This window comes from Neobacillus ginsengisoli, from assembly GCF_030813055.1.
The window spans coordinates 204896-226487 of sequence record NZ_JAUSTW010000008.1 but is presented as its reverse complement, the minus strand read 5'-3'; the positions used below and the strand labels follow the sequence as shown (position 1 = coordinate 226487).

Annotated in this window: 15 protein-coding genes and 4 pseudogenes; 13 read left to right on the top strand and 6 right to left on the bottom strand. The window is 37.8% G+C overall.

Going from position 1 to position 21592, the window contains the following annotated elements:
* Nucleotides 1-266 precede the first annotated feature (266 nt).
* The gene (locus J2S10_RS21945; RefSeq protein WP_307412373.1) at nucleotides 267-1628 is read right to left on the bottom strand and encodes a sigma-54 interaction domain-containing protein; all 1362 of its coding nucleotides are present in this window, start codon (nucleotides 1626-1628) and stop codon (nucleotides 267-269) included.
* 392 nt (nucleotides 1629-2020) lie between these two features.
* On the opposite strand from J2S10_RS21945, the gene J2S10_RS21940 reads away from it, so the two are divergent.
* The 3 genes from J2S10_RS21940 to J2S10_RS21930 are packed head-to-tail and all read left to right on the top strand — an operon-like array spanning nucleotide 2021 to nucleotide 5633.
* Nucleotides 2021-3106: an aromatic ring-hydroxylating oxygenase subunit alpha gene (locus J2S10_RS21940; protein ID WP_307412371.1), complete on the top strand. Its 1086-nt coding sequence runs from the start codon at nucleotides 2021-2023 to the stop codon at nucleotides 3104-3106.
* The gene (locus J2S10_RS21935) at nucleotides 3103-4551 is read left to right on the top strand and encodes an aldehyde dehydrogenase family protein (protein WP_307412369.1); all 1449 of its coding nucleotides are present in this window, start codon (nucleotides 3103-3105) and stop codon (nucleotides 4549-4551) included. Before J2S10_RS21940 ends, J2S10_RS21935 begins: the two co-directional genes overlap by 4 nt.
* Entirely contained in the window at nucleotides 4551-5633 is a 1083-nt protein-coding gene (locus J2S10_RS21930; RefSeq protein WP_307412367.1) for a tartrate dehydrogenase, read from the top strand. The genes J2S10_RS21935 and J2S10_RS21930 overlap by 1 nt, the downstream gene beginning before the upstream one ends.
* Nucleotides 5634-5678: 45 nt before the next feature.
* On the opposite strand, the gene J2S10_RS21925 is transcribed toward J2S10_RS21930, so the two are convergent.
* Nucleotides 5679-5912 carry a hypothetical protein gene (locus J2S10_RS21925; RefSeq protein ID WP_307412366.1) on the bottom strand — a complete coding sequence of 78 codons (234 nt, stop codon included), beginning with the start codon at nucleotides 5910-5912 and terminating at the stop codon, nucleotides 5679-5681.
* A 58-nt stretch (nucleotides 5913-5970) separates the two neighbouring features.
* Between J2S10_RS21925 and J2S10_RS21920 the strand changes: the two genes are divergently transcribed.
* Together J2S10_RS21920 and J2S10_RS21915 are read left to right on the top strand one after the other, a co-directional pair.
* Nucleotides 5971-7377: a purine-cytosine permease family protein gene (locus J2S10_RS21920; RefSeq protein ID WP_307412364.1), complete on the top strand. Its 1407-nt coding sequence runs from the start codon at nucleotides 5971-5973 to the stop codon at nucleotides 7375-7377.
* 511 nt (nucleotides 7378-7888) lie between these two features.
* The gene (locus tag J2S10_RS21915) at nucleotides 7889-9634 is read left to right on the top strand and encodes a CocE/NonD family hydrolase (RefSeq protein WP_307412362.1); all 1746 of its coding nucleotides are present in this window, start codon (nucleotides 7889-7891) and stop codon (nucleotides 9632-9634) included.
* A gap of 10 nt (nucleotides 9635-9644) precedes the next feature.
* Here J2S10_RS21915 and J2S10_RS21910 read toward each other — a convergent pair.
* Nucleotides 9645-9731: pseudogene (locus tag J2S10_RS21910) on the bottom strand (SpoVR family protein); the annotation flags it as partial.
* 19 nt (nucleotides 9732-9750) lie between these two features.
* Between J2S10_RS21910 and J2S10_RS21905 the strand changes: the two are divergent.
* The 5 genes and pseudogenes from J2S10_RS21905 to J2S10_RS21885 form a co-directional block, all read left to right on the top strand.
* A pseudogene (locus J2S10_RS21905) lies at nucleotides 9751-9859 on the top strand (SpoVR family protein); the annotation flags it as partial.
* 300 nt (nucleotides 9860-10159) lie between these two features.
* Nucleotides 10160-10417, top strand: a pseudogene (locus J2S10_RS21900) (IS3 family transposase); the annotation flags it as partial.
* Nucleotides 10418-10444: 27 nt separating this feature from the next.
* Nucleotides 10445-10591 (top strand): annotated as a pseudogene (locus J2S10_RS21895) (IS4 family transposase); the annotation flags it as partial.
* Nucleotides 10592-11170: 579 nt separating this feature from the next.
* Nucleotides 11171-12001 carry a hypothetical protein gene (locus tag J2S10_RS21890; RefSeq protein WP_307412359.1) on the top strand — a complete coding sequence of 277 codons (831 nt, stop codon included), beginning with the start codon at nucleotides 11171-11173 and terminating at the stop codon, nucleotides 11999-12001.
* A 317-nt stretch (nucleotides 12002-12318) separates the two neighbouring features.
* Nucleotides 12319-12786 carry a hypothetical protein gene (locus tag J2S10_RS21885; protein ID WP_307412357.1) on the top strand — a complete coding sequence of 156 codons (468 nt, stop codon included), beginning with the start codon at nucleotides 12319-12321 and terminating at the stop codon, nucleotides 12784-12786.
* A gap of 132 nt (nucleotides 12787-12918) precedes the next feature.
* On the opposite strand, the gene J2S10_RS21880 is transcribed toward J2S10_RS21885, so the two are convergent.
* Complete coding sequence (locus tag J2S10_RS21880) at nucleotides 12919-14028, bottom strand: coiled-coil domain-containing protein (RefSeq protein WP_307412355.1); 1110 nt, start codon at nucleotides 14026-14028, stop codon at nucleotides 12919-12921.
* A 789-nt stretch (nucleotides 14029-14817) separates the two neighbouring features.
* Here J2S10_RS21880 and J2S10_RS21875 point away from each other — a divergent pair.
* A complete protein-coding gene (locus J2S10_RS21875) occupies nucleotides 14818-17013 on the top strand; it encodes a transglycosylase domain-containing protein (protein ID WP_307412354.1) in 2196 nt (731 codons plus the stop codon).
* A gap of 466 nt (nucleotides 17014-17479) precedes the next feature.
* On the top strand, nucleotides 17480-18124 hold the full coding sequence (locus J2S10_RS21870; RefSeq protein WP_307412353.1) for a YrrS family protein: 645 nt from the start codon (nucleotides 17480-17482) through the stop codon (nucleotides 18122-18124).
* A 120-nt stretch (nucleotides 18125-18244) separates the two neighbouring features.
* Here the strand turns inward: J2S10_RS21870 and J2S10_RS21865 are convergent, their stop codons facing one another.
* Nucleotides 18245-19435: an ABC transporter substrate-binding protein gene (locus J2S10_RS21865; protein WP_307412352.1), complete on the bottom strand. Its 1191-nt coding sequence runs from the start codon at nucleotides 19433-19435 to the stop codon at nucleotides 18245-18247.
* A gap of 516 nt (nucleotides 19436-19951) precedes the next feature.
* On the opposite strand from J2S10_RS21865, the gene J2S10_RS21860 reads away from it, so the two are divergent.
* Complete coding sequence (locus J2S10_RS21860; RefSeq protein ID WP_307412350.1) at nucleotides 19952-20485, top strand: DUF3231 family protein; 534 nt, start codon at nucleotides 19952-19954, stop codon at nucleotides 20483-20485.
* A 381-nt stretch (nucleotides 20486-20866) separates the two neighbouring features.
* Here J2S10_RS21860 and J2S10_RS21855 read toward each other — a convergent pair whose 3' ends face one another.
* Nucleotides 20867-21283: a DUF1284 domain-containing protein gene (locus J2S10_RS21855; RefSeq protein WP_307412348.1), complete on the bottom strand. Its 417-nt coding sequence runs from the start codon at nucleotides 21281-21283 to the stop codon at nucleotides 20867-20869.
* Nucleotides 21284-21592 lie beyond the last annotated feature (309 nt).

Sequence of the window (21592 nt, the reverse complement as noted above, 5' to 3'; positions counted from 1 at the left end):
CAACTTTCAATCCAACTTGTATATAATTAGCAGTATTTTCGTTACCAAAATGTTACCATTAATCCTCTAACTTGAATAATTCAGATAAGAGACTTAAGACTGAATGGACCGATAACCTCGGTATGTAATGTTTTACGCCTTACAGACCGTAGATTCCTGTTTCATTGCGAGAAGCCGCTGTACCAAAAGAACCTAAAATCTCTAAAGACAAGTAAATAATGGATAAAAAGAATCGTTATTCAACAGCTTATTGAATTTCGCCTTGTTTATTTTTCCTCCAACTCGCCACAATATTGACTTATTAGCTTAACAGCCCTAGTTTGGCTGATATTTAGTTCTTTTGCAACCTTTCTAGAGCTTTTTTGTGTTTTATAGGATTGGATCACCAGCGTTTTCTTCACATGTTCAATCGCTTGATCAAGTTCAGAAGGGAAGATGTACTGCGTTTTCGGTTTAATATTTTTTAAGATTAAATCAGGTAAGGCATTTTTTTGAATGATTGAATCACTCGTGACAACCAGTCTCTCCATGACATTTTCAAGCTGGCGGATGTTTCCTGGCCAGGAATACCAATAAAATAGGTCCAAACACTCCTGTGAGATAATTTTATTCATTTCATATTTTTTATTAAATTTATATAAAAAATTATAGGTTAACGGAATAATATCCTCCCTGCGCTCGCGCAATGGCGGCAGCTGGATATCAATAATATTAAGACGGTAAAATAAATCCTCTCGAAACAAGTTCTTTCCCACCATCTCAATTAAATCGCGGTTGGTTGCAGCGATGATCCGAACATCTACTTTTTTCATTTCGTGTCCGCCAATTGGAAGGAACTGTTTTTCTTGAATGACCTGAAGAAGCTTTGCCTGAAGCGATAAAGGCATCTCGCCAATTTCATCGAGAAATAATGTGCCTTGATTTGCAATTTCAAGCAAGCCTTTTTTTCCATACTTACTTGCGCCTGTAAATGCGCCTTCTGTATAGCCGAAAAGCTCTGATTCTAGTAAATCCTCAGGTAAAGCAGCACAGTTAATTTTTAAAAACGTTTTGTCTTGTCGCCGACTTATATCATGAATGTAATGAGCTAAAACCCCTTTACCTGTTCCTGATTCACCTTGGATTAAAATGGTTGAATCAACTTTCGCAATTTTTTCGCAAACTTTTAAGATATTTTTCATCTTTTCACAGTTTGTGATTGGGGTAGAGCTGGTATTGTTATTTGAAGATGAATTATCTTCTTTTTCCTTTTTAATACTTTTATAGTTTTGTAACTCCTGTGAGGTCGTCACGACAAGTTCGATTTCGTTTTGGTCATTTAGAATAGGGACAGCAGTTGTTAAAAGTTCCGCCCCAAGATAAGTTGTTTGCTTCATACTGACAGGTTTTTTTTCTTTGAATACTAAAGGGACTATGGAAGGTTTCCAATACCCTTTTTCAAATAATTCATCGTTATATTTCCCCACAACCTCTTCCGGTTTTAAACCGTAATGTTTTTCACAGACGCTATTAACGAAAACGATTCGTTGTTCAGAGTCGATTACAAAAATTTCGTCTGATGAATTATCAAGAATTTTTTTTAATGTCTCAACAGTGATTTCGAAGGGACTTTGTGTTCCAGAAACCATTTTAGGATTCCTCCATTAACTAGGTGAGTTAGTATTAATTCAAATGAGTTATTATCAACTCGATTTTTGAACGAAATTTGAACAAATTTCGAAAGAAAAGCGACAATATTCAAATTAATTTAGCTATTTAAAGTTTGGCATGATACTTGCATTAATTAAAAGTGAGTTTAGTTAAAAGTATCTTTCTGAGTTAATTAAACAAAATATTCATTATCTTGTAAACGCTTAATTTTTACTATTGTCACGTTGCATTTAAGAATTACAAAAGTGAATCGAAAATGATTCATATTAATAATCTGTTTTTTAGGGGGGATGGCTTTCGCATATACAAAATTGGTTTTTAGATAATAATTTTTAAATATACTATTTTACCCATTAGGAGGAAAAACGAAATGGCTACTTATAATGAAGTTCAAAATAAAGCAAATCGAACATTTGAAAGAACATTAACTTATGATTTATATACTGATCCAAAAGTACATCAGCAAGAAATAGAAGATGTTTTTGCAAAATCGTGGCAATTAGTTGGACATGTAAGTCAATTAGAAAAACCGGGACAGTTTTTCACCACTGATGTAGCGGGTGAGCCGATTATAGTTACACGGGGAACGGATGAATTAATTCGTGCATTTTATAATGTTTGTCCGCACCGTGCGACAAAGTTGGAGAAAAATGAGACCGGTCAAAAGAAAATTCTACAATGCAGCTACCATGGCTGGACATTCCATTTAAATGGAGCATTGAATAAAGCTCCTAACTTTACAGGTGAAGACGCCCACTGTGTCAGCGACCGTTGTTTAAAACCTGTAAGAATGGAAATCTTGGAGTCATTAATTTTTGTAAACCTTGATGATAATGCAAAATCTCTCAGTGAAACATATGGTGATTTCTTTGACCGTCTGGGCAAATTCCCATTCATGGGAGAACTGAAAAGAATTAATCAGAAAACGCGTGTCATTAAAGCAAACTGGAAAGCGTTCATTGACAACTATTTAGAGTGTGATCACTGCCATGTGGCCCACCCAAGCTTTGTTGCCACCTTGGATATGAAAAACTACCAAATTGTTACCTGCCAAAACTATTCCGTTCAAGGGTCAGTTGTAAAGCCGGATAAAAAAATGGGAACAACTGACTTAAATGAAGCGGAAATGCAAGGTGGGGAGTTCTATTGGTTATGGCCAAACCTAATGGTTACGATTTACCCAGGTCCGGGAAATATGGCCACTATTCAGATGATTCCAATTGACCATGAAACCACTTTAGGAGTTTACACTTATTACTTTAAAGATGAAAACTTATCACAAGAAGAAAAAGATTTGGTTGCATTTGCGGAGCAAGTGAGACAGGAAGATGTTGAATTAGTAGAATTAGAGCAAATTGGATTCCGTTCCCGTGCCTTTAACCAAGGAGTATATTCTCAATCTGAAAAGGCAATTGTTCAATTCCACGAAATGGTATTGGAGGCGTTAGGGCGATGACAAATTTAAAGGTTGCAGAAAAAAAGCATTTATTTATTAATGGCCGTGATGTAGAGGCTGACACCTATGCGCCGCTTTACTCTCCATATTCAGATGAAATCATCGTCGAGATTGCCATGGCAGATGAACAGTTAACAAAAGAGGCGATAAAAACAGCACAGAAAGCGTTTCAAGTGATTTCAAAAATGCCAGCATTTGAGAGGTCAGCAATTTTAGAAAAAATGGTAGAATTATTGAAAGAAAGAGCAGACGAAGCCGCAGAAGTAATCGCTATCGAATCAGCGAAGCCGATTTCTTTTGCCAAAGGGGAAGTATCAAGAACAATTGAAACCTATAAATTTGCGGCCGAAGAAGCAAAAAGGATTCATGGCGAAACGATCCCTTTTGATGCTGCACCAGGCGGTGTCGGAAGGATCGGTTATACCGTTCGCAATCCAATTGGGGTGATCGGGGCAATTACACCTTTTAATTTTCCTATGAATCTCGTAGCCCATAAAGTAGGACCGGCGATTGCCTCAGGGAATACAATCGTGTTAAAACCTGCTTCACAGACTCCTTTATCCGCTCTATACATCGCTGAGCTTTTTAAAGAAGCCGGCCTGCCGGATGGGGTATTGAATGTCGTAACCGGATCAGGGTCAGTAGTGGGTGAGACGATTATAAAGGATGACCGTGTGCAAATGATTACCTTTACCGGAAGTCCAGCGGTCGGAATTGGAATCCGCAATAAAGCGGGCCTAAAGAAAACCACTTTAGAGCTTGGGTCAAATGCAGCGGTAATTTTAGATAAGGATACAAATATTGATCAGGTCATTGACCGCTGTATTTTGGGAGCTTTCTCAAATCAAGGCCAGGTTTGTATTTCCTTGCAGCGCGTTTATGCCCATGAAGAGGTATATGATCAATTTGTTGAAAAATTCGTTAAAGCATCAAAGAAATTAAAGGTTGGTAATCCATTAGATCCGGAAACCTATATTTCTTCGTTAATTTCCAAAAAGGAAACGGAACGGGCTTTAAGTTGGATTGAAGAAGCAAAACAAAATGAGGCAGTGGTTTTAGCTGGGGGAAAACTAAAAGATGGTATTTTAGAGCCAACCGTAATCGTTAATGTTGACCCGATGTTAAAAGTATCTTGCCAAGAGGTATTTGCTCCAGTTGTGATTGTAAATAAAGTAAAAACAGTTGAAGAAGCAATTGAATACGTGAACAATTCAAGATACGGTCTGCAAGCAGGTGTCTATACAAAAAATATTGATCGCGCGCTATTTGCAACTGAGGCTCTTGAAGTTGGAGCTGTAATGATCAATGATATTCCAACGTTCCGTGTTGACCATATGCCTTACGGTGGTGTTAAGGAGAGTGGAACGGGCCGTGAAGGAATCAAATATGCAGTAGAGGAAATGACGGAATTAAAATTAGTTGTATGGAACAGAGGAGAAAAATAATGAGCACCTATAAAATTGCCGTTATTCCTGGAGATGGGATTGGACAAGAAGTTCTCCAGGAAGGAATAAAGGTTTTAAATAAAATAGCCGAATTGGACAATTCTCTCCAGTTCGAATACACATACTTTCCATGGGGTTGTGAGTATTACACTAAGCATGGTGTGATGATGGATGAAGATGGGATTGAAAAATTGCAAACATTTGATGCGATTTTCCTCGGTGCTGTTGGTTATCCAGGAGTTCCTGATCATATTTCATTATGGGATTTACTTCTAAAGATTAGAAAAGGCTTTGACCAATACATTAATATACGTCCAATCAAGTTAATAAAAGGTGCAACATGCCCATTGAAGGACGTGAAACGGGAAGAAGTGGATATGCTGTTTATCCGTGAAAATAGTGAAGGTGAATATGCAGGTGCAGGAGATTGGTTATTTAAAGGCCAGGAGAACGAAGTTGTCCTGCAAACAGGTGTCTTTTCCCGAAAAGGAACGGAACGTGTCATCCGCTATGCGTTTGAAACGGCTAAAAGGGAAGGTAAATCTCTAACGAGCATTAGTAAAGGAAACGCCTTGAATTATTCAATGGTTTTCTGGGATCAGATCTTTGCTGAAGTGAGCAAGGAGTACCCGGATGTGAAAACAGCGTCCTATCTCGTAGATGCTGCAGCGATGCTAATGATTACCGATCCTAAGCGATTTGAAGTCGTGGTTACTTCAAATTTATTTGGTGATATTTTAACCGATTTAGGTGCGGCCTTGGCCGGGGGGATTGGGCTTGCAGCAGGGGCGAATATCAATCCGGAGAGAAAATATCCATCGATGTTTGAACCGATTCACGGATCTGCCCCAGATATTGCGGGTAAAGGCCTGGCCAATCCTTTGGCGGCGATTTGGTCTGCCAGCCAGCTGCTAGACTTTTTAGGATATGAACATTATGGGAAACTCGTGCTGAAGGCTATCGAGGAAGTGCTTGTGGAAGGGAAGGTATTAACCCATGATATGAAGGGAAAAGCCACTACTTCCGAAGTCGGGGATCGCGCAGCAGAGATTATTCAATCGCTTGCTTCAATAAAGGCTTAATGTTCATTTCTATTTGGAGGAAAATGGTAACGAAATTTATCGATTTTATCCCCTTCTTTTCGGTTTTTCAATTAAAAGAAGGGGGACTTTTCCAAGTTGAATTATCAGATAATGCGGAAGCTGAACAATTAAAGCCACAATCGAAATGTTAAATTCTGAAAATTGCAAAATTAAAAAAGAAAAAGCAAGTAACAGGACAACAGAACAACCAACAACAGCAACACCAAACTTCACAACCAAACGCGGAGTTAGACAGAACACGGGTTGCAACACTTCCACAAAATGGTACAACTGCACTCAAATAAAACATGAGAAAAATGAGAGGTAGGGGCTATTAATGAAAGTAGAACAACGTAGTATTGATTATATACCGGACTCGGAACGGCACGGCAAAGCACGGGATTTATTTAATATTTGGTTTAGTGGTAACATGCAGCTTACACCGGTTATTACCGGAGCTGTTGCCATATCACTTGGTCTGAACGTATTCTGGGCGCTCACTGCGGTGATTCTAGGCAACTTGATTGGCGGATTGTTTATGGCGACACACTCTGCCCAAGGCCCGAAGCTTGGCATACCTCAAATGATTCAAAGCAGAGCACAATTTGGTGTCATCGGCGCTATCTTGCCATTGATACTCGTCATGGTAATGTACATCGGATCAGTATATTATAGTGGTTTACTCGGTGCACAGGCCATCCATAGTGCTTTCCCTGCAGTTCCCGTATGGCTTGCAATGGTCGTACTTAACGGTGTCACTTTGATTGTCACAACTTATGGATATGACCTTATCCATGCAATTGAGAAATATTTCGCAATTATCTTTGCGATCGTTTTCATCGTTATCACTGTCGAAGCTTTACGACTTCCGTTGCCCGCACATAGTTGGTCGGTTTCCGGTTTTAAAGTTGGGCCGTTTTTGATGGCACTAAGTGTTTGCACCACTTGGTTGTTGACATACGCACCATACGTCGCCGATTACTCTCGGTACTTACCAAGCAACACATCGCCACGAGCAACGTTTGGCTGGACATATGCAGGTGGTGTTCTCGGGACAGGATGGACGATGGCGCTGGGCGTCATCCTTATCGCATCTTCCTCCAAGTTCGGGATTGATCCGACTGGATTTCTTGCAAACTTGGTCGGTCACAGTTTGGCACCGATCGTCTATATCGTCATCGTTCTAGGGATCCTTGGTGTTAACGTGCTGAACCTCTACTGTGCATTCATGGCGACTGTTACATCAATTGAGCCTTTCACGAAAATCAAAGTGACACCATCCAAACGGTTTGCCATCCTGGCAATCTGCACGATAATTGCAACATGTATCGGCATCGTTGGTCAAGGCAACCTTGTGACCATCATGAATGATTTCATGTTATTGCTTCAGTACATCATGGTGCCGTGGAGTGCGATCAACTTAGTCGATTACTACCTCCTTCGTCGTGGGAATTATAGTATCAAAGATATTTTTGATGTAAACGGCAAATACGGAAAATTCAACTGGACTTGTATTGGCACATACCTTATCAGCGTCGTGGCACAAATTCCCTTCATGAATGTCGAGGGAATATATGAAGGACCCATATCGAAAGCCATCGGTCACGCTGACATTTCATGGTCCGTTGCCTTAATCTTACCAGCCGTCCTCTACTATTACGGGATGAAAGCCAAATTGACAGCGACAGGTGAACTTCAAGAAATTGAGCGCATCTATGCGGCAAAAAAAATTGTCAATCATTAACCTGGGTGCTCTGCCACTACCCCAAAAATAGTACTGAAAAACTTTTTGCGCTGATAAGAGACGACTTTTAAAATGCTCATTCATATTTCAGCATTTTTATTGTCACATTTTATAAATTTCAATGAAATATTAAATAGAGTATTTCTTGGTATGGTTCCGCTTGTATAACGATTACATTAGGTCAATATATGTGGCCGCACAGCATCGGACTTGGCTTTGTGAAAAAAATTGGCAATGACTTGCTTCCAACTTAGTTAGTATGCGTGATTGGGGCTGCAGGATTGCTTGCTGCCCCTATTTCTTGTTTTTTACTGATCCTGAAAGTAGCAACGCTTCTTTCAAAAAATATTTATTAACAAATGAAGCCGAATAACAATGAATAAATAGAAACGGAAACGAGCCAGTAACCATTAAAATATACTATTTTCCCCTGAGGCTTATCGACTTTTGTGATTGTATTTTTTGGTCAGAACAAGTTTTAAAACAAAACCGCAAGAAAGTGGGGGTTATAATGAAACCGTTTCAAATTATAGTTGAAAAAAACGTCCCGTGTATGATGCGCGATGGCGTTATTCTTTATGCGGATATTTACCGGCCCAATAGGGAAGGGAAATTTCCGGTTTTGGTAACAAGACTTCCTTACAGTAAAGATCATCCGTATTACTCCCACCGCTATTTGGATACGAACCGTCTTGTTGAAAATGAATTTGTCGTTATAATTCAAGATGTGAGAGGCCGCTTTCAGTCAGAGGGAGAATTTCGCTCCTTCAGACAGGAAGCTGATGATGGATATGATACGATAGAATGGGCAGCATCACTTCCTTATTCAATAGGTAAAGTAGGCATGTTCGGTTTGTCGTATTATGGATATACACAACTCTTGGCTGCAACGAAAAAGCCACCACATTTGGCGGCCATTTTCCCTGCTATGACGTTGAATGATCAAAGAACCGGTGTTTCTTACCGTAATGGCGCTTACCTGCCGGGGTTAACGGAAACCTGGACACTCGAATCGATCGTGCCAGATTTATTGAGGCGAAAATACGCTAAACCCGAGGAAAGAAAGGAAGCCATGCGAAAGCTTGCCGATTATCTTAATAGAATGGGAGATTTATACCGGTTTACCCCGGTTAATAAATGGCCTCCATTAATGGAACTGGAAGTTGCCGGCTATTTTTTTGAGGAATTGTCCCATCCGCCTGAAGATGAAGATTACTGGAAGCAGTCGAGCATTGCCGATAAATATGAAGACTTGCAGATTCCGGCCTATCATTTAGGCGGCTGGTATGATTGCTTTATCGGTCCGACCTTAACGAATTATATGGAAATGGCTAAAGCAGGACATCATCAGAAGCTGATTGTCGGGCCATGGGGGCATGGATATTTTGCCTCCGTCCAGGGAGAATCCTACTTTGGCGTCCATGCATCGGGTGATTGGATTGATCTCGAACAAGATATAACTGATCTCCATATACGCTGGTTTAATCATTGGTTAAAAGGAATCGATACCGGTTTGGAAACAGAACCTCCGGTTAAAATTTTTGTCATGGGCATCAACCAATGGCGTGATGAACTTGAATGGCCGCTTAAACGTACCCAATACACCAATTTCTATTTGCATAGCTGTGGGAAAGCCAATACGAAAAACGGTGCTGGCTTACTTTTGATGATTCCTCCTGTAGATGAGAATCCGGATTCCTTTATATATGATCCTAAAAATCCTGTACCAACAAAAGGAGGACGTACCTTGTTTGCTGGCCCGTTGACAATGGGACCGTTTAATCAACGCGAGATTGAGGAACGGCTAGATGTGCTCGTCTATTCGACTGAGCCTTTAACCGATTCAGTGGAAGTAACAGGTCCTGTGAAAATGAAGCTGTGGGCTTCTTCCGATGCTAAGGATACAGATTTTACAGCAAAGCTCGTCGATAAGGCGCCGAATGGCAAGGCATTGATTTTAGCAGAAGGAATAGTGAATTCCAAATATCGGAACGGTTTCCGTCCTGAAAAAGAATTGAAGGGTGAAGTGGTTGAGTTTGATATCGATCTTTGGGCAATAAGCAATGTGTTTCTCACAGGTCATCGAATCACACTTGAAATATCTTCGAGCAGTTTTCCTCAATATTTACCTAATCCAAATACGGGAGAATCCTTAAATGAGAGCAGTAAAACAATAAAGGCAAAACAAACCATTTATCATAATGAACAATATCCTTCACATCTAATTTTACCAATTGTTCCAATGAAGAAATCTTAACAGAGACAAAGAGGGTGTTATTTAAATAATTTCGAATAAACAAAATATCAGATTCAATTTCCCGAACCTCAAATATTTTTTTTCTGCCTGAACAAGGATGTCCACGATCAATTAGTAATATGCGGGTAAACGGCGGATTCCCTTACATTACTGTCAATGATGGGGATTATTTAAAAAATGGGGAGCTTTTACTTAAATCATGCGTATGAAGGAATAGAACTGAACTTTTCTACTTTTATATAATTCTACTTGTTCTTTTAAAGTAGTAGGAGGCATCATATAGGGAGATTATTTTCGGATTCCGATTTAATTTTCTCCTTGAAATAAAATGACCCCACTTGGTCCGCATTGTTAAGAGGCGTGTGGGGTTCTGTTAAATTAATCTTATCTTTCAGTTCAAATACTGTCAAGAAGTTCATCCATTAGGCTTTACTTGCCCCTGCTGACGAACTGCTTTCATATTTAAAAAATTAGTTCTGGAAAAATAGTTACAAATCGAAGCTGTAATCAAGGCAACTAACGGGGCTTTGCTCAGCAAGCTGCGCTGATAATGGGACGAAAGTAAATGTGATCAAAAATAATCGACAAATACTCGATATCAGCAATGTGCGACGTCCTACAATTACCGAGAAGTACACCTATTATTATGAAGCAAAAGAACAATCCAACTCTGGCGAAGAACTTACAGCTGCCATCGTAGAAATTTTTCATAAAAGCCGCCAGAACTATGGTATTCGTAAAATTAAACATGAATTAAAAAAACTAGGTATGGTTGCATCTAGGTGACTTATTGGAAGAATTATGAAAGAGATAGCGTTGTGCGTGTGGTTAAGTCAAAAAGTAGCGAGTACTTCCTTGCCTCAGCTATGTAGTTCTTTAGAATCTTTAACAGGTGTCTTGATAAGTCCTGAGGGACTTAATCAACGATTTAATCCTTCGGCTGTCAAACTTCTACAAGCAACAATATTTATTTGTATTGGTCCGCCAATAATCGCAGGCATTTGCAGCATCCTTTTCATTTAATTTTCTATTTTACCATACGATAGACTATTCTTTTACAACTGTCCTTGTTCTCCTTTCAGAAGAAAAGTTGCCGAATATGTATAATATCCTACAAAAAAGTCAATAGGGGTTAGCCACCATCACCATCAAGCTAAGGCGAGTTTGTATCCTCATAACTAAAAAAACAATGGCGCACTTTCCCTTAATAAGCTAAATCCGAAAAGGATAAGGTAAAAGTGTGCCCACTACCCCAAAAATCCTTTGAATTTGGACTATCACCCGTTAAGGCACTTTGCATATAGTGATTTTGGGAATCATACCTCTTCCAGCTACCAATTTTATATAAGGGCTCTATATAAATAGTTCACTGGGGGCTAACTTCTTACACTATGGACCCTCATTTTCTTTCTAAATTTATGTGATTATCATTTTTAACGTAAACAATAAATGGATTTAATCTTTTGAGGGGGAAAAGGAAATAAACCTTAAAAATGGAAATAGAAAAAAGTAAATTTACCTGTGTGAGGGATAGACATGAAAATTGAAGAACAACAACAATACTGTGAAGATTTGTTGGAATGGTGTAATAACATTTATTATCAATGGGAAAGTATGAAACCGAGGTTTTCAAAACTTTTTGATTTAAAAAGCTTAGAAGAATGGGAAGAGTCATGCGGCAAATTAAAAATGAAATTACAGGATGATATAAAAGCGGACCTCGATGATTATCAGACAGCTAAAAACCTATATGAACAATGGGAGCAGCTAGACAAAGAAGCTCATGCTTATAAAGAAATAGACGTTGAATCTGAAAGATGGATGAAAAATGAAGAACAACAACATTACCGTAAGGATTTGTTGGAATGGTGTAATGATATATATCATCAATGGGAAAGTATGAAACCGAGGTATTCAAAATTATTAGATTTAAAAAGCTTAGAAGAATTGGAAGGGGCATACCGTAAATTAAAAGAGAAATTACAGGATGATGTTAAAGCAGACTTCGGTGATTTTCGGACAATTGAAAGCCCCTACAGAGAAGCTCACGCTGATTATCAAGAAGAGATTGAAGTTGAATCTGATAATGTGATGAAAATTGAAGAACAGCAACAATACCGTGAAGATTTGTTGGAATGGTGTAATAACATTTATTATCACTGGGAAAGTATGAAACCGAAGTTTTCAAACCTCTTTGATATAAAAAGCTTAGAGGAATGGGAAGGGGCATGCCGTGAATTAAAAGACAAATTACAGTATGATTTAGAATCAGACTTCGATGACTATCAGACAGCTATTAAACTATATGAACAGTGGGAACAGCTACACAGAGAAATACTTGCTTATCAAGAAGAGACTGAAGTTTAAATTTAATGTGAGAAAGTATATTTAAGTATTTCATCGCCTACTAGGGTGGCGGAACTCCAAATTTACAAGGAGAACTTACTATTTTTTAATATAACCATAACTAAATTGCAGAAGCCCAGCCTCTATTGCTTAATGTACAGGTAATGGGCTTCTTCTTCATCGAAATTTAATTTAGCCTCTTCACCAGCTATCAAGACGTCTTCAACTGCTAACCTGCTTCATTAGTGGAAAAAGCAACTTATATTAAATAACCATAAATGAATAATTTTTTTAAAAAAAGCAACTCTAAATAAAAAAAGTAAAAAGGAAGTTTACATATGTTAATGAAAAATAAGTGGTTATTTAATATTACAATGGTATTACTCTCATGGATATCAATATCTTTTTTGGATTGGCGAAGTATAAAGAGATTTTTCCCAACCTTTATCTTTGTATTTTTAATAAATTGTATTGATGTTCCGATTGGAAAAAAACGTAAATGGTGGTTTTTCTATAATAAACCACATTCTTTTTTTCATAATGAATTTCCTTTTTTAATAGGTCCAATGTTGGCGGTGGCTTTATGGTCATTAAAATGGACATACGGCCATTTCAAAAACTTCATTATGCTAAATGCTCTTTTCCAATTAATATTTACATTTTTAGCTAAAAGCTTATTTCCAAAGATAAAATTATTTAAATTAGTTCGACTTAATGCATTTCAATTCTTCCTTTACTTCTTTTACAAGGCTTTTTTCTTATATGGATTTCAATACATTTTTGAAAATAAAAAGAGATTAACATAAACCATTAAAAGATAAAAGAACAAATGGTTATTACGATCAAACAAGTAAGAAAAATATAAATGCAAATTTACAAAAACTTTCATATCAATAATAACAAAAGGACCGAGATTCGGTCCTTTAATTGTTTAGCTATTAATTTATAACTCGTACTACCACGCCTTTGAAATGTTGCGACCAATATACATTGGACATACTTGCAACTGCAACACCTGTAGAGCTTTGTGAACCAATGAAGTTTCCTCCGCCAATATAAATTCCGACATGGCTATTTGATGCATAAGTATCAAAGAACACAAGGTCACCAGGCCTCATTTGACTTGCAGGTACACGTACTCCATTTCCAAGCATTGCGCCTGTATTCCAACCTAAATTTACACCTGCTTGAGCATATGCCCAATGCACAAAACCGGAACAGTCGAAAAAGCCGTTTGTAATATCGGATACTGTTCTGCCGCCGCCGAAAACGTAGACAGATCTGCCAATATATTTATACCCTGCTTGAATTACAGTGCTGATACTGCCGCTTGATGGAGCAGCAGGAGCGCTTGCGAATGAACTTATAGCTGCATCTGCAGAATGTTGTTCTTGAGCCATTAAATTTGCAAGCTGATTATAGCCATCCTGTTGCTTTTGTTGAAGAGTTGCCTGGTTAGCCTCCTGTTGTACTTTTTGGTCAGTAAGCTCTGCCTTCATTCCATCCAAATTAGATTTCAACGAAGTAAGATCTGCAAGCACTTTTTGCACAGATGCCTGTTTTTGTTCTAAAGCTTGTTTATCTGTTTCCTGTTGGGTTAACAGGTTATTATCAGCTTCTACCAACTGTGCCACTGCCCCAACCCGGTCAACAAAATCTCTAAAGCTTGAAGCATCCATTAAGACATTGATATAACTGACATTGCCGCCCGTCTCCTGAAAGGACTGAGCCCTCTTTTTTAACACATCATTTCGTTGTTCTATTTTAACTTGAAGAGCGGATATTTGTGTCTGAAGCTGGTTGACTTCATTATTTTTATCAGTTATTTCCTTCTCTGCAGCAGCTATTTTTTTATTATTTTCAGTAATAGCCTGGTTAACACGATCCATTTGTTGTTTAACAGCAGCAAGTCCGACTTTAGCTTGTGAAATATTTAAATTGGCTTGAGAAATACTTTGTTGTGTATCGGCTTTTACCGTTGGAATTGAAATTGGGCCACCTAAGCCAAGCATGATGGTCGTACTTAAAATTGCAAGCTTCTTTTTCAAAAATTTTCCCTGCTTTCTACTTGCCAAACTACTATACTCTCAATCTCAGAAAGGACAATATTCAACATAATTTGACGTAATTTTATGTATTCTAGCTGAATTAGCATCGAACAGTAAATTTCATGCAAAATTTTTAAATTTTTTTGTTTTTCTAAAGTATAACATCACTATTTGTCAAATAAATAATAGGAATATTTCATTTGAATTACAACAATTTTAATAGAAAAACAGTCTTAGTAGAAAACGTTTAAATCTCCTTTCCTTGTACAACAAACAGGAAATAAAGAATAAATTGAAAAATCCTTCTTGAAATAAACCAGCTAATGTTTGTCAACATTTTTTAATAAAAAATTAAAATACTTCATGCTATACTAAAAAAGCGAATGCCACCAGTTTTTTTGGGTGATTAACCGTATGCATTTTGGAGACGTTCATTTTAACTTTAGACCTTCAGATAGAGTACGAGATAGGGAGAGTTAGTTTTAAGGAATTTGTTGTTTGCTATACTTTAGAGAATGATATTAAACGAGAGAAAATAGAGAAAAATCTGGATGTTCAGATGGAAGAGGTTGTACTAGAAATATTAGAAAAGATCGAACAGCGTAAGTACTTTATTTTGAAAGGCGATTAAGGGGATTATTGGATCATTACTTCTTTAATCCGTTATATACGTGTTTTGAATGAAAAGTAATGGTCTAAATATCAACTCATCAATCAGTGATAAGTAAGTGATAAAAGATTCTTATTTTAAATCAACTTTAAGTAACTTACACATGGGAGAGAAGATGAATGTCAGAAGAAACGTATCGTTATCGTCAGGAACGAAAACAAGCTGAAAACATAAGACAAAATCAACAAAGAAGTAATAAATCGCCAAAAAAAGGATCCTTATTGAAAAAAGTGTTAATTGCCTGTTTGCTGCTTGGAGTTGTTTCAACAGGAGCAGGAGCTATTACGTTCGCTGCTATGATTAAGGATGCGCCTAAATTAGATTCTTCAAAACTAGTAGATCCGCTTTCGACGAAATTTTATGATAAAAATGGAAACTTGCTCTATGAATACGGGAAGGAAAAGCGAACAAAAATTACGTATAATCAAGTTCCAAAAGTGTTGGAACAAGCATTTATTGCCACGGAAGACGCACATTTTTATGAACACCATGGCATTGATATAAAAGGAACTGCTAGAGCAATATTCGAGAATATTACAGGGCATTTCGGAGCCCAAGGCGGGAGTACGATTACACAGCAGGTGATTAAAAATTCATTTTTGTCACCTCAGAAAACATTAAAGCGAAAAATACAGGAATGGAGTCTCGCCTATCAGCTGGAACAAAAGTATTCCAAGCAAGAAATTTTAATGATGTATTTAAATAAGATCTACCTTGGAGACGGGTCCTACGGAGTGGCTGCTGCCGCGAAAAGCTACTACGGAATCGATGCAAATAATCTAAATAAATTGACGCTTCCTGAGGCTGCTATGTTGGCAGGGCTCCCACAAAGTCCAAGTAATTACGATCCTACCAAACCAGAAGACAAAAAAGCTGCAACCGATCGCCGAAATCTTGTCTTAAGCTCTATGCAAAAACAGGGTTATATTACGGAGAAACAAATGCAGGATGCAATGAAAGTTCCAATAACGGAAGGGCTTGTGCCGAAAATCAGTCAGCAAGTTATGCCCTATGAAGCGTTTTTGGATGCTGCTGTAAAAGAAGTGGAAGGAAAACTTAAGAATGTAGACATTAGCACTGACGGCTTATCTATTTATACGACTTTGGATCCGAAAGAACAGGATTATGCGGACAAAATGCTGAACACAAATAATATTATTGCTTATCCCAATCCTAAGTTTCAGGGAGCCTTCGTATTCCTAGATACAAAAACGGGTGAAGTAAGGGCAATTGGAAGCGGTCGAAATGATTATAAAGCAGCATTTCGAGGTAACAACTTTGCGATCGATATCAATCGCCAGCCGGGTTCATCTTTTAAACCGATTTTTGATTATGGTCCTGCCATTGAAAATTTAAAATGGTCGACTGCTCACCAAATTAATGACCAGGAGACTACGTATACAAATGGTCAACCTATTTCAAACTGGGATCATCAATATCACGGAATGTTGTCCATCCGAACGGCACTCCAATATTCTTATAATATTCCTGCTCTTCTAACGTTACGAGAAGTAGGAATGGAGAAGGCAAAGAGTTTTGCAGAACATCTCGGAATAACTTTTAAAAACAACCAAGTGTATGAATCAAACGCGATTGGAAGCAATACGGTTAATCCTTTAGAGATGGCAGGAGCCTACAGCGCCTTTGGAAATAACGGAGTATACAATACACCTCATTTTGTCCAAAAAGTTGTCTTTCCAAATGGCAAAGTTGTGAGCTTTACACCGCAGCCAAAACGTGTTATGCATGATTACACAGCCTATATGGTGTCGTCTATGTTATGGACAGTCGTAAACTCTGGTACCGGTACGACAGCAAATGTCCCTGGATTAAATGTTGTCGGAAAAACGGGTACAACCAATTTTGACGACAAGACCAGTGCGCAATTTGGATACCCATCCAACGCGACTAACGATAGCTGGTTTGCGGGTTATACTCCGCAATACACGATGGCTGTTTGGACCGGCTATGTGCAAAATGGTCAAGGCAACTATATGATTGGAGATACTACGAAAATCTCGCAACTAATGTTTAAAGCAATGATGCAAGCATTTGGAACAGACTCAACCAGCTTTCAGCAGCCAAGCGACGTTTATAGTGTGAATAATGAACTGTACATTAAAGGCGGAATTCCTGACGATGTTCCAAACCAGAATAACGAAAACCAGTCTAATTATATTCAAAATAACAACAATCAGAATAATGATATCCAGAATAACGACAATCAGAATAAAGACAACCAGAATAATGGAAATGTGATGAATCCTCCTGATAAACGTGGAAATAAAGCGAAAGAGAAACATAATCATGGTTAAAGATGGATATTTTCCTTACCATCGTTCCTCTTTCATGACAGGGTTATTTAACATACTAAGACATTAGTTAATCTGAAAATCTCGTTAGTTCAAAAGGAGACTTTTACAGATTGCATACTAATATGAGCGTACGATGATTATATGAAATAGAAGAGAAGGTGCTTGTTCAACTACCGGGTGCTTGAGTTTAAAAAAGGGGCTGCGGCGGCACCTGCATAATAAATGGTTTGCCGGCTACTTTTCTTACCATCAACCTAAATATGCACTAGTTGCGGTTAATTAGGATGTGACTGGCAATGAAAAAGGGGCTTAGCAGTTGTTTTCCGAAATGGTTAAAATGCTTTATGAAAGGTATCAGTAAATAAAGATAAGGTACCAAAATATGGAATATTGTGATAAAATACTTCAAATTTTTCACCACACATGGTAGAATGTTGAAATCCTCAGTTTTGGGAGAGTGGTTATTTTGTATAATTTTCAAAGCAATTCACGTGCAACGTCCAGAGCAAAAAGAAAAAAAACCAATATCATTTTAAACGGATCAATTGTAATCGTACTTATACTTATTGTATTTGTTTCATATTCGATTTTTTCGTCGGGAGATAACAAGGCAGCATCCCAAAAAAGTGTTCAAGCCTCATCCGAAAAACAATCAGTTCACAACATAAAGAAGGATAAGCCAGCTGCGAAAAAGAGTTCAACAAGCAATCAAACAAATAACGACTCATCGTCCCAAGATCAAACTCAAAATGATCAAACGAATAGTGATACAGCATCAGCAGGCAATTCATCCTCATCTTCTTTGGGTAGTTCGCAGTCAAGTTCAACAACATCACCAGCACCGGAAACACCGGCACAAACGGGTCAGCAGCATGTTACAAGCTATGATTCAAGTTCTCAAGATTGGCAGGAGATGCTGCAGACAATCTCTTCTGCTGCTGGAATAGATCAAAGCAAGATGACTGTATGGTTTTTAGGGAGCGACAAAAGCAACCCAGGCGGCTCAGTCGGGACTGTATCAGCAAAAGCAAAAGGCTCGCAAAAATATCGTGTGTATCTCCAATGGGATGGATCAGGCTATAAAGCAACAAAAGTTGAACCAGCTTCATAAAAAGGAAAATAGGATGTACCTAAGGGACATCCTCAGGCTGTCGAGAAACACTCGACAGCCTTTTATTTCGCTTGTTTTCTTTAATAATTTACTGCGTTAATTTGTTATAATATATATATATTACGGATTTACTTTTGAGTTAAACGTTTGTTTGCCGTCTTTGTATTCCAGAATAACCGCCGATTTGATCGGGTCATGGTTTTGGTCAAGTGTTACGTTTCCGGAAACGAGCGAAAGATTTTTCGTTTCAGAAAGTGCCTTTTGAATTTTCTGCGGATCGCTTGAGCCGGCACGTTTGATGGCATCCGCAATAAAATAAGCGGAATCATATCCGAGTGCGGCAAAAGCGTCAGGTGACTTTCCGCCGTATTTTGCCTGGAAGGCTTTCACAAAGCCTTGAACCTTCGAATCAGAGTCACCGGAAGAATAGTGATTAGTAATATAGGTGTTATTTAAAGGAGCGGCACCAGCAATATCAACAAGCTTAGGTGAATCCCAGCCATCTCCGCCCATAAATGGAATATTCAAGCCAATCTCGCGAGCCTGCTTTAAAATTAGTCCCACTTCTTCATAATATCCAGGAAGGAAAACAAAATCAGGATGCTGGGATTTAATCCTGGTAAGCGTAGCATGGAAATCAGTGTCTTTTGCCACATACGCTTCTTCAGAAACAATTGTTCCGCCGTTTTTCTTAAAGGCAGTTTTAAAAGCATCCGAAAGACCTTTTGAATAGTCACTCGAGCTGTCAATCAGAACAGCGGCGTTTTTAACTTTCAAGGTCTTATTTGCAAAGTTTGCAGCAACGGTACCTTGGAATGGGTCAATAAAGCACGCACGGAATACATAATCATTTACTTTGCCGCCCTTGACCGTTACCGCCGGGTTGGTTGCCGTCGGAGACAATAACGGAATTTTATTATCATCCGCAATTTGAACTTGCGCTAGCGTGTTGGTGCTGGTAGCGGAACCGATGATGGCAGAAACTTTATCCTGACTGACCAATTTGATTGTACCGTTTGTGGCTTCAGCCGCATCCGATTTATTGTCGACTTTCACTAACTCCAATTTCTTACCGTTTACCCCATTTTTATTGATTTCTTCTAATGCCAATTGAAGACCTTCGTCAACGGATTGACCAAACGAAGCCGTACCGCCTGATAATTCAAGGTTCGCTCCAATTTTAATCGTAGATGATGAATCGCTGTTGCCATTGCCTCCGGCGCTGCCACTCGATGAAGAACTACAGCCAGATATGACGCCTGCGGCAATCAAAAGCGAAGCCATGATACCTGTCATTTTTTTCTTGTTCATGTGTTACCCCCTATTATTTTCTGTTTATTTTGATTCTTCTGTAAATATTGTACACAATTTTAATAGGGCATGTCTAGAGAAAATGGAAACTCTCAAAAATTCAAAAAAACAAATTGAGGAATTGCTCTATTTTTAGGAGATATAAAAAACAGAGGGTTGTTTATAAATATCGGGTTTCGTTACCTATCACAAAAATTAAAACGTAATGTAAAATGACTATTGAATTGTATATCGATTTGATAGTCATTTTTTGTTGCTATAGAGCCATTTATATGTGTTTTTTGTTAGAATTTGTATAGCAAATTATTGAAGAAGGAATTAAGAGCTTAAGAGTTATAGTGTTGGCTAATAAGGCAAGAATTATTGCTAGATTTAACCAATAGCGGAACAGGGAATATATTTAGTATGAGATATTTTAAAGTTATCAGATTAGCCTCTAAAATAACAGAAAGATTAAAATCGTATTAGTAGGTTATATTAAAGAAATAATATTGTTTCTTTGATGGGGGCTTTAAAATGAATTATTTTGAAGTATTATATGATACCTTTAAACCTTTTTTAGATGATGAAAAAAAACCATTGAATACATTAGAAGTAAGTAATATATGGTTATATGCAGGAATGGGTACAAATACATTACGGCTTGAAGAGGTTTGGATTAACTCAATCCAAGATAATGAATTGAAAGAAAAAGTTAAGGATGTATTCCTTGTTCATAAAGAAATTGTAAAAGAGTTGAATGAGTTTCTCTTGAATGAAGGTATACCATTACCGAAACCTAGTGCACCTAAGCCAATAGGTGATTATAAAGGTATTCCGGAAGGGGTGAAGTTTACTGACGAAGAAATCGCTAATTTATTATCTTATAACCTTCTAGTTGCTATGATGCATGGAATGAGAGTAATGACGGAATCAATTCGTGCAGATGTGGGGTTTATGCTCTCAAAGTTTTTAATTAAGCATTTAACTATTTCAATACCATTAAAACAACTTATGCTAGAACGAAATTGGATTCAAGAAGCTCCACCGTATATAAATAATGCTAAGTGATAAATCCTTGTTGTACGAACGGGTGCAAGAATTAAACAAAGCAACGCTTAATTTCACCCTTGAAAAAACCACCTATTTTCGTGAAGGTTTGTTATTTTTACTACTTAATTAAATTTTAGATTGTGAATAATTGGTACTAAAACTAACGGATGTTTAAGTTAAAGAATAAATATCTTCTATGTCTATTTTAAGACGCCCTTTGTATATTTACATCTGTTCATTTAAAATACCAAAATTGTTTGATCAAAAAAACTGTTATATCAACCAATTTTTAAGGTAACAAAATTCCTTGTTCGGTAAGTTCCGACCCTTAGGTGTACGAATTGGACACTGTTTAAAAGTTGCACCTTAAAACAGAACTATTAATAAAAGGGGGAGGGCTTATTTAACTTCCCTTAAGCCCTTCCCTTCATGAATCTCTTGAATACCTTCCTCACAAACTCCATATGAACGCCAGGAACAAGTTTCACACACAATTTGAATATCGGAGGGGACGACAAACTTTTGGATGCATGACTCAATGTCCTCCCAATTCAGAATCTGTCCGATTTTAAGCTCCATTTTCTCTAAAATAGCGGCATCTCTTTCATAAATATTGTCGTCTTGGCAGTGGTATTTACCTGAGTTGGGGTATTTTTCACACAATTGATCAGGTCCCTTTACAAGTTGAATTAATGTCTTGGGGTTATCTCTCAAGGTTTGATGCAAACGCGTCATATTTTCCACGTATTCTTCGGAATAGCCCATTCCCCGATAGCCCAGAAGGCAAAAAAGATGATGACCTCGCAGCTTATACATAATTCTCCCCCAATTTACAGGTTCAATTAAATTTAAACGTTAACTAAAAGGGGTTATTAGTTAACACTTCATATTCATCATACCATACCACACCTGATCAATTGGGTACTTTTTTGTTTCACTTACGGGTGCGATGCGTAAACAAGGCATAATCCTTTTTTGGTTTGCTTTACCAAAGCGGATTTGTTAATTATTATACTTAAAGGACGGGTGCTTATGTTGAGATCAAAGCTGCCAACCTACTGGTGGCTTTTCTTATTGAGGTAACGGGAAGGTTAGTTCACCAAGGAAATTTTTGATAAAATTTAA

Coding starts and splice junctions, on each gene's coding strand:
- J2S10_RS21945 (WP_307412373.1), bottom strand. CDS start 1,628: ATGGTTTCTGGAACACAAAGTCCCTTCGAAATCACTGTTGAGACATTA.
- J2S10_RS21940 (WP_307412371.1), top strand. CDS start 2,021: ATGGCTACTTATAATGAAGTTCAAAATAAAGCAAATCGAACATTTGAA.
- J2S10_RS21935 (WP_307412369.1), top strand. CDS start 3,103: ATGACAAATTTAAAGGTTGCAGAAAAAAAGCATTTATTTATTAATGGC.
- J2S10_RS21930 (WP_307412367.1), top strand. CDS start 4,551: ATGAGCACCTATAAAATTGCCGTTATTCCTGGAGATGGGATTGGACAA.
- J2S10_RS21920 (WP_307412364.1), top strand. CDS start 5,971: ATGAAAGTAGAACAACGTAGTATTGATTATATACCGGACTCGGAACGG.
- J2S10_RS21915 (WP_307412362.1), top strand. CDS start 7,889: ATGAAACCGTTTCAAATTATAGTTGAAAAAAACGTCCCGTGTATGATG.
- J2S10_RS21890 (WP_307412359.1), top strand. CDS start 11,171: ATGAAAATTGAAGAACAACAACAATACTGTGAAGATTTGTTGGAATGG.
- J2S10_RS21885 (WP_307412357.1), top strand. CDS start 12,319: ATGTTAATGAAAAATAAGTGGTTATTTAATATTACAATGGTATTACTC.
- J2S10_RS21875 (WP_307412354.1), top strand. CDS start 14,818: ATGTCAGAAGAAACGTATCGTTATCGTCAGGAACGAAAACAAGCTGAA.
- J2S10_RS21865 (WP_307412352.1), bottom strand. CDS start 19,435: ATGAACAAGAAAAAAATGACAGGTATCATGGCTTCGCTTTTGATTGCC.
- J2S10_RS21860 (WP_307412350.1), top strand. CDS start 19,952: ATGAATTATTTTGAAGTATTATATGATACCTTTAAACCTTTTTTAGAT.
- J2S10_RS21855 (WP_307412348.1), bottom strand. CDS start 21,283: ATGTATAAGCTGCGAGGTCATCATCTTTTTTGCCTTCTGGGCTATCGG.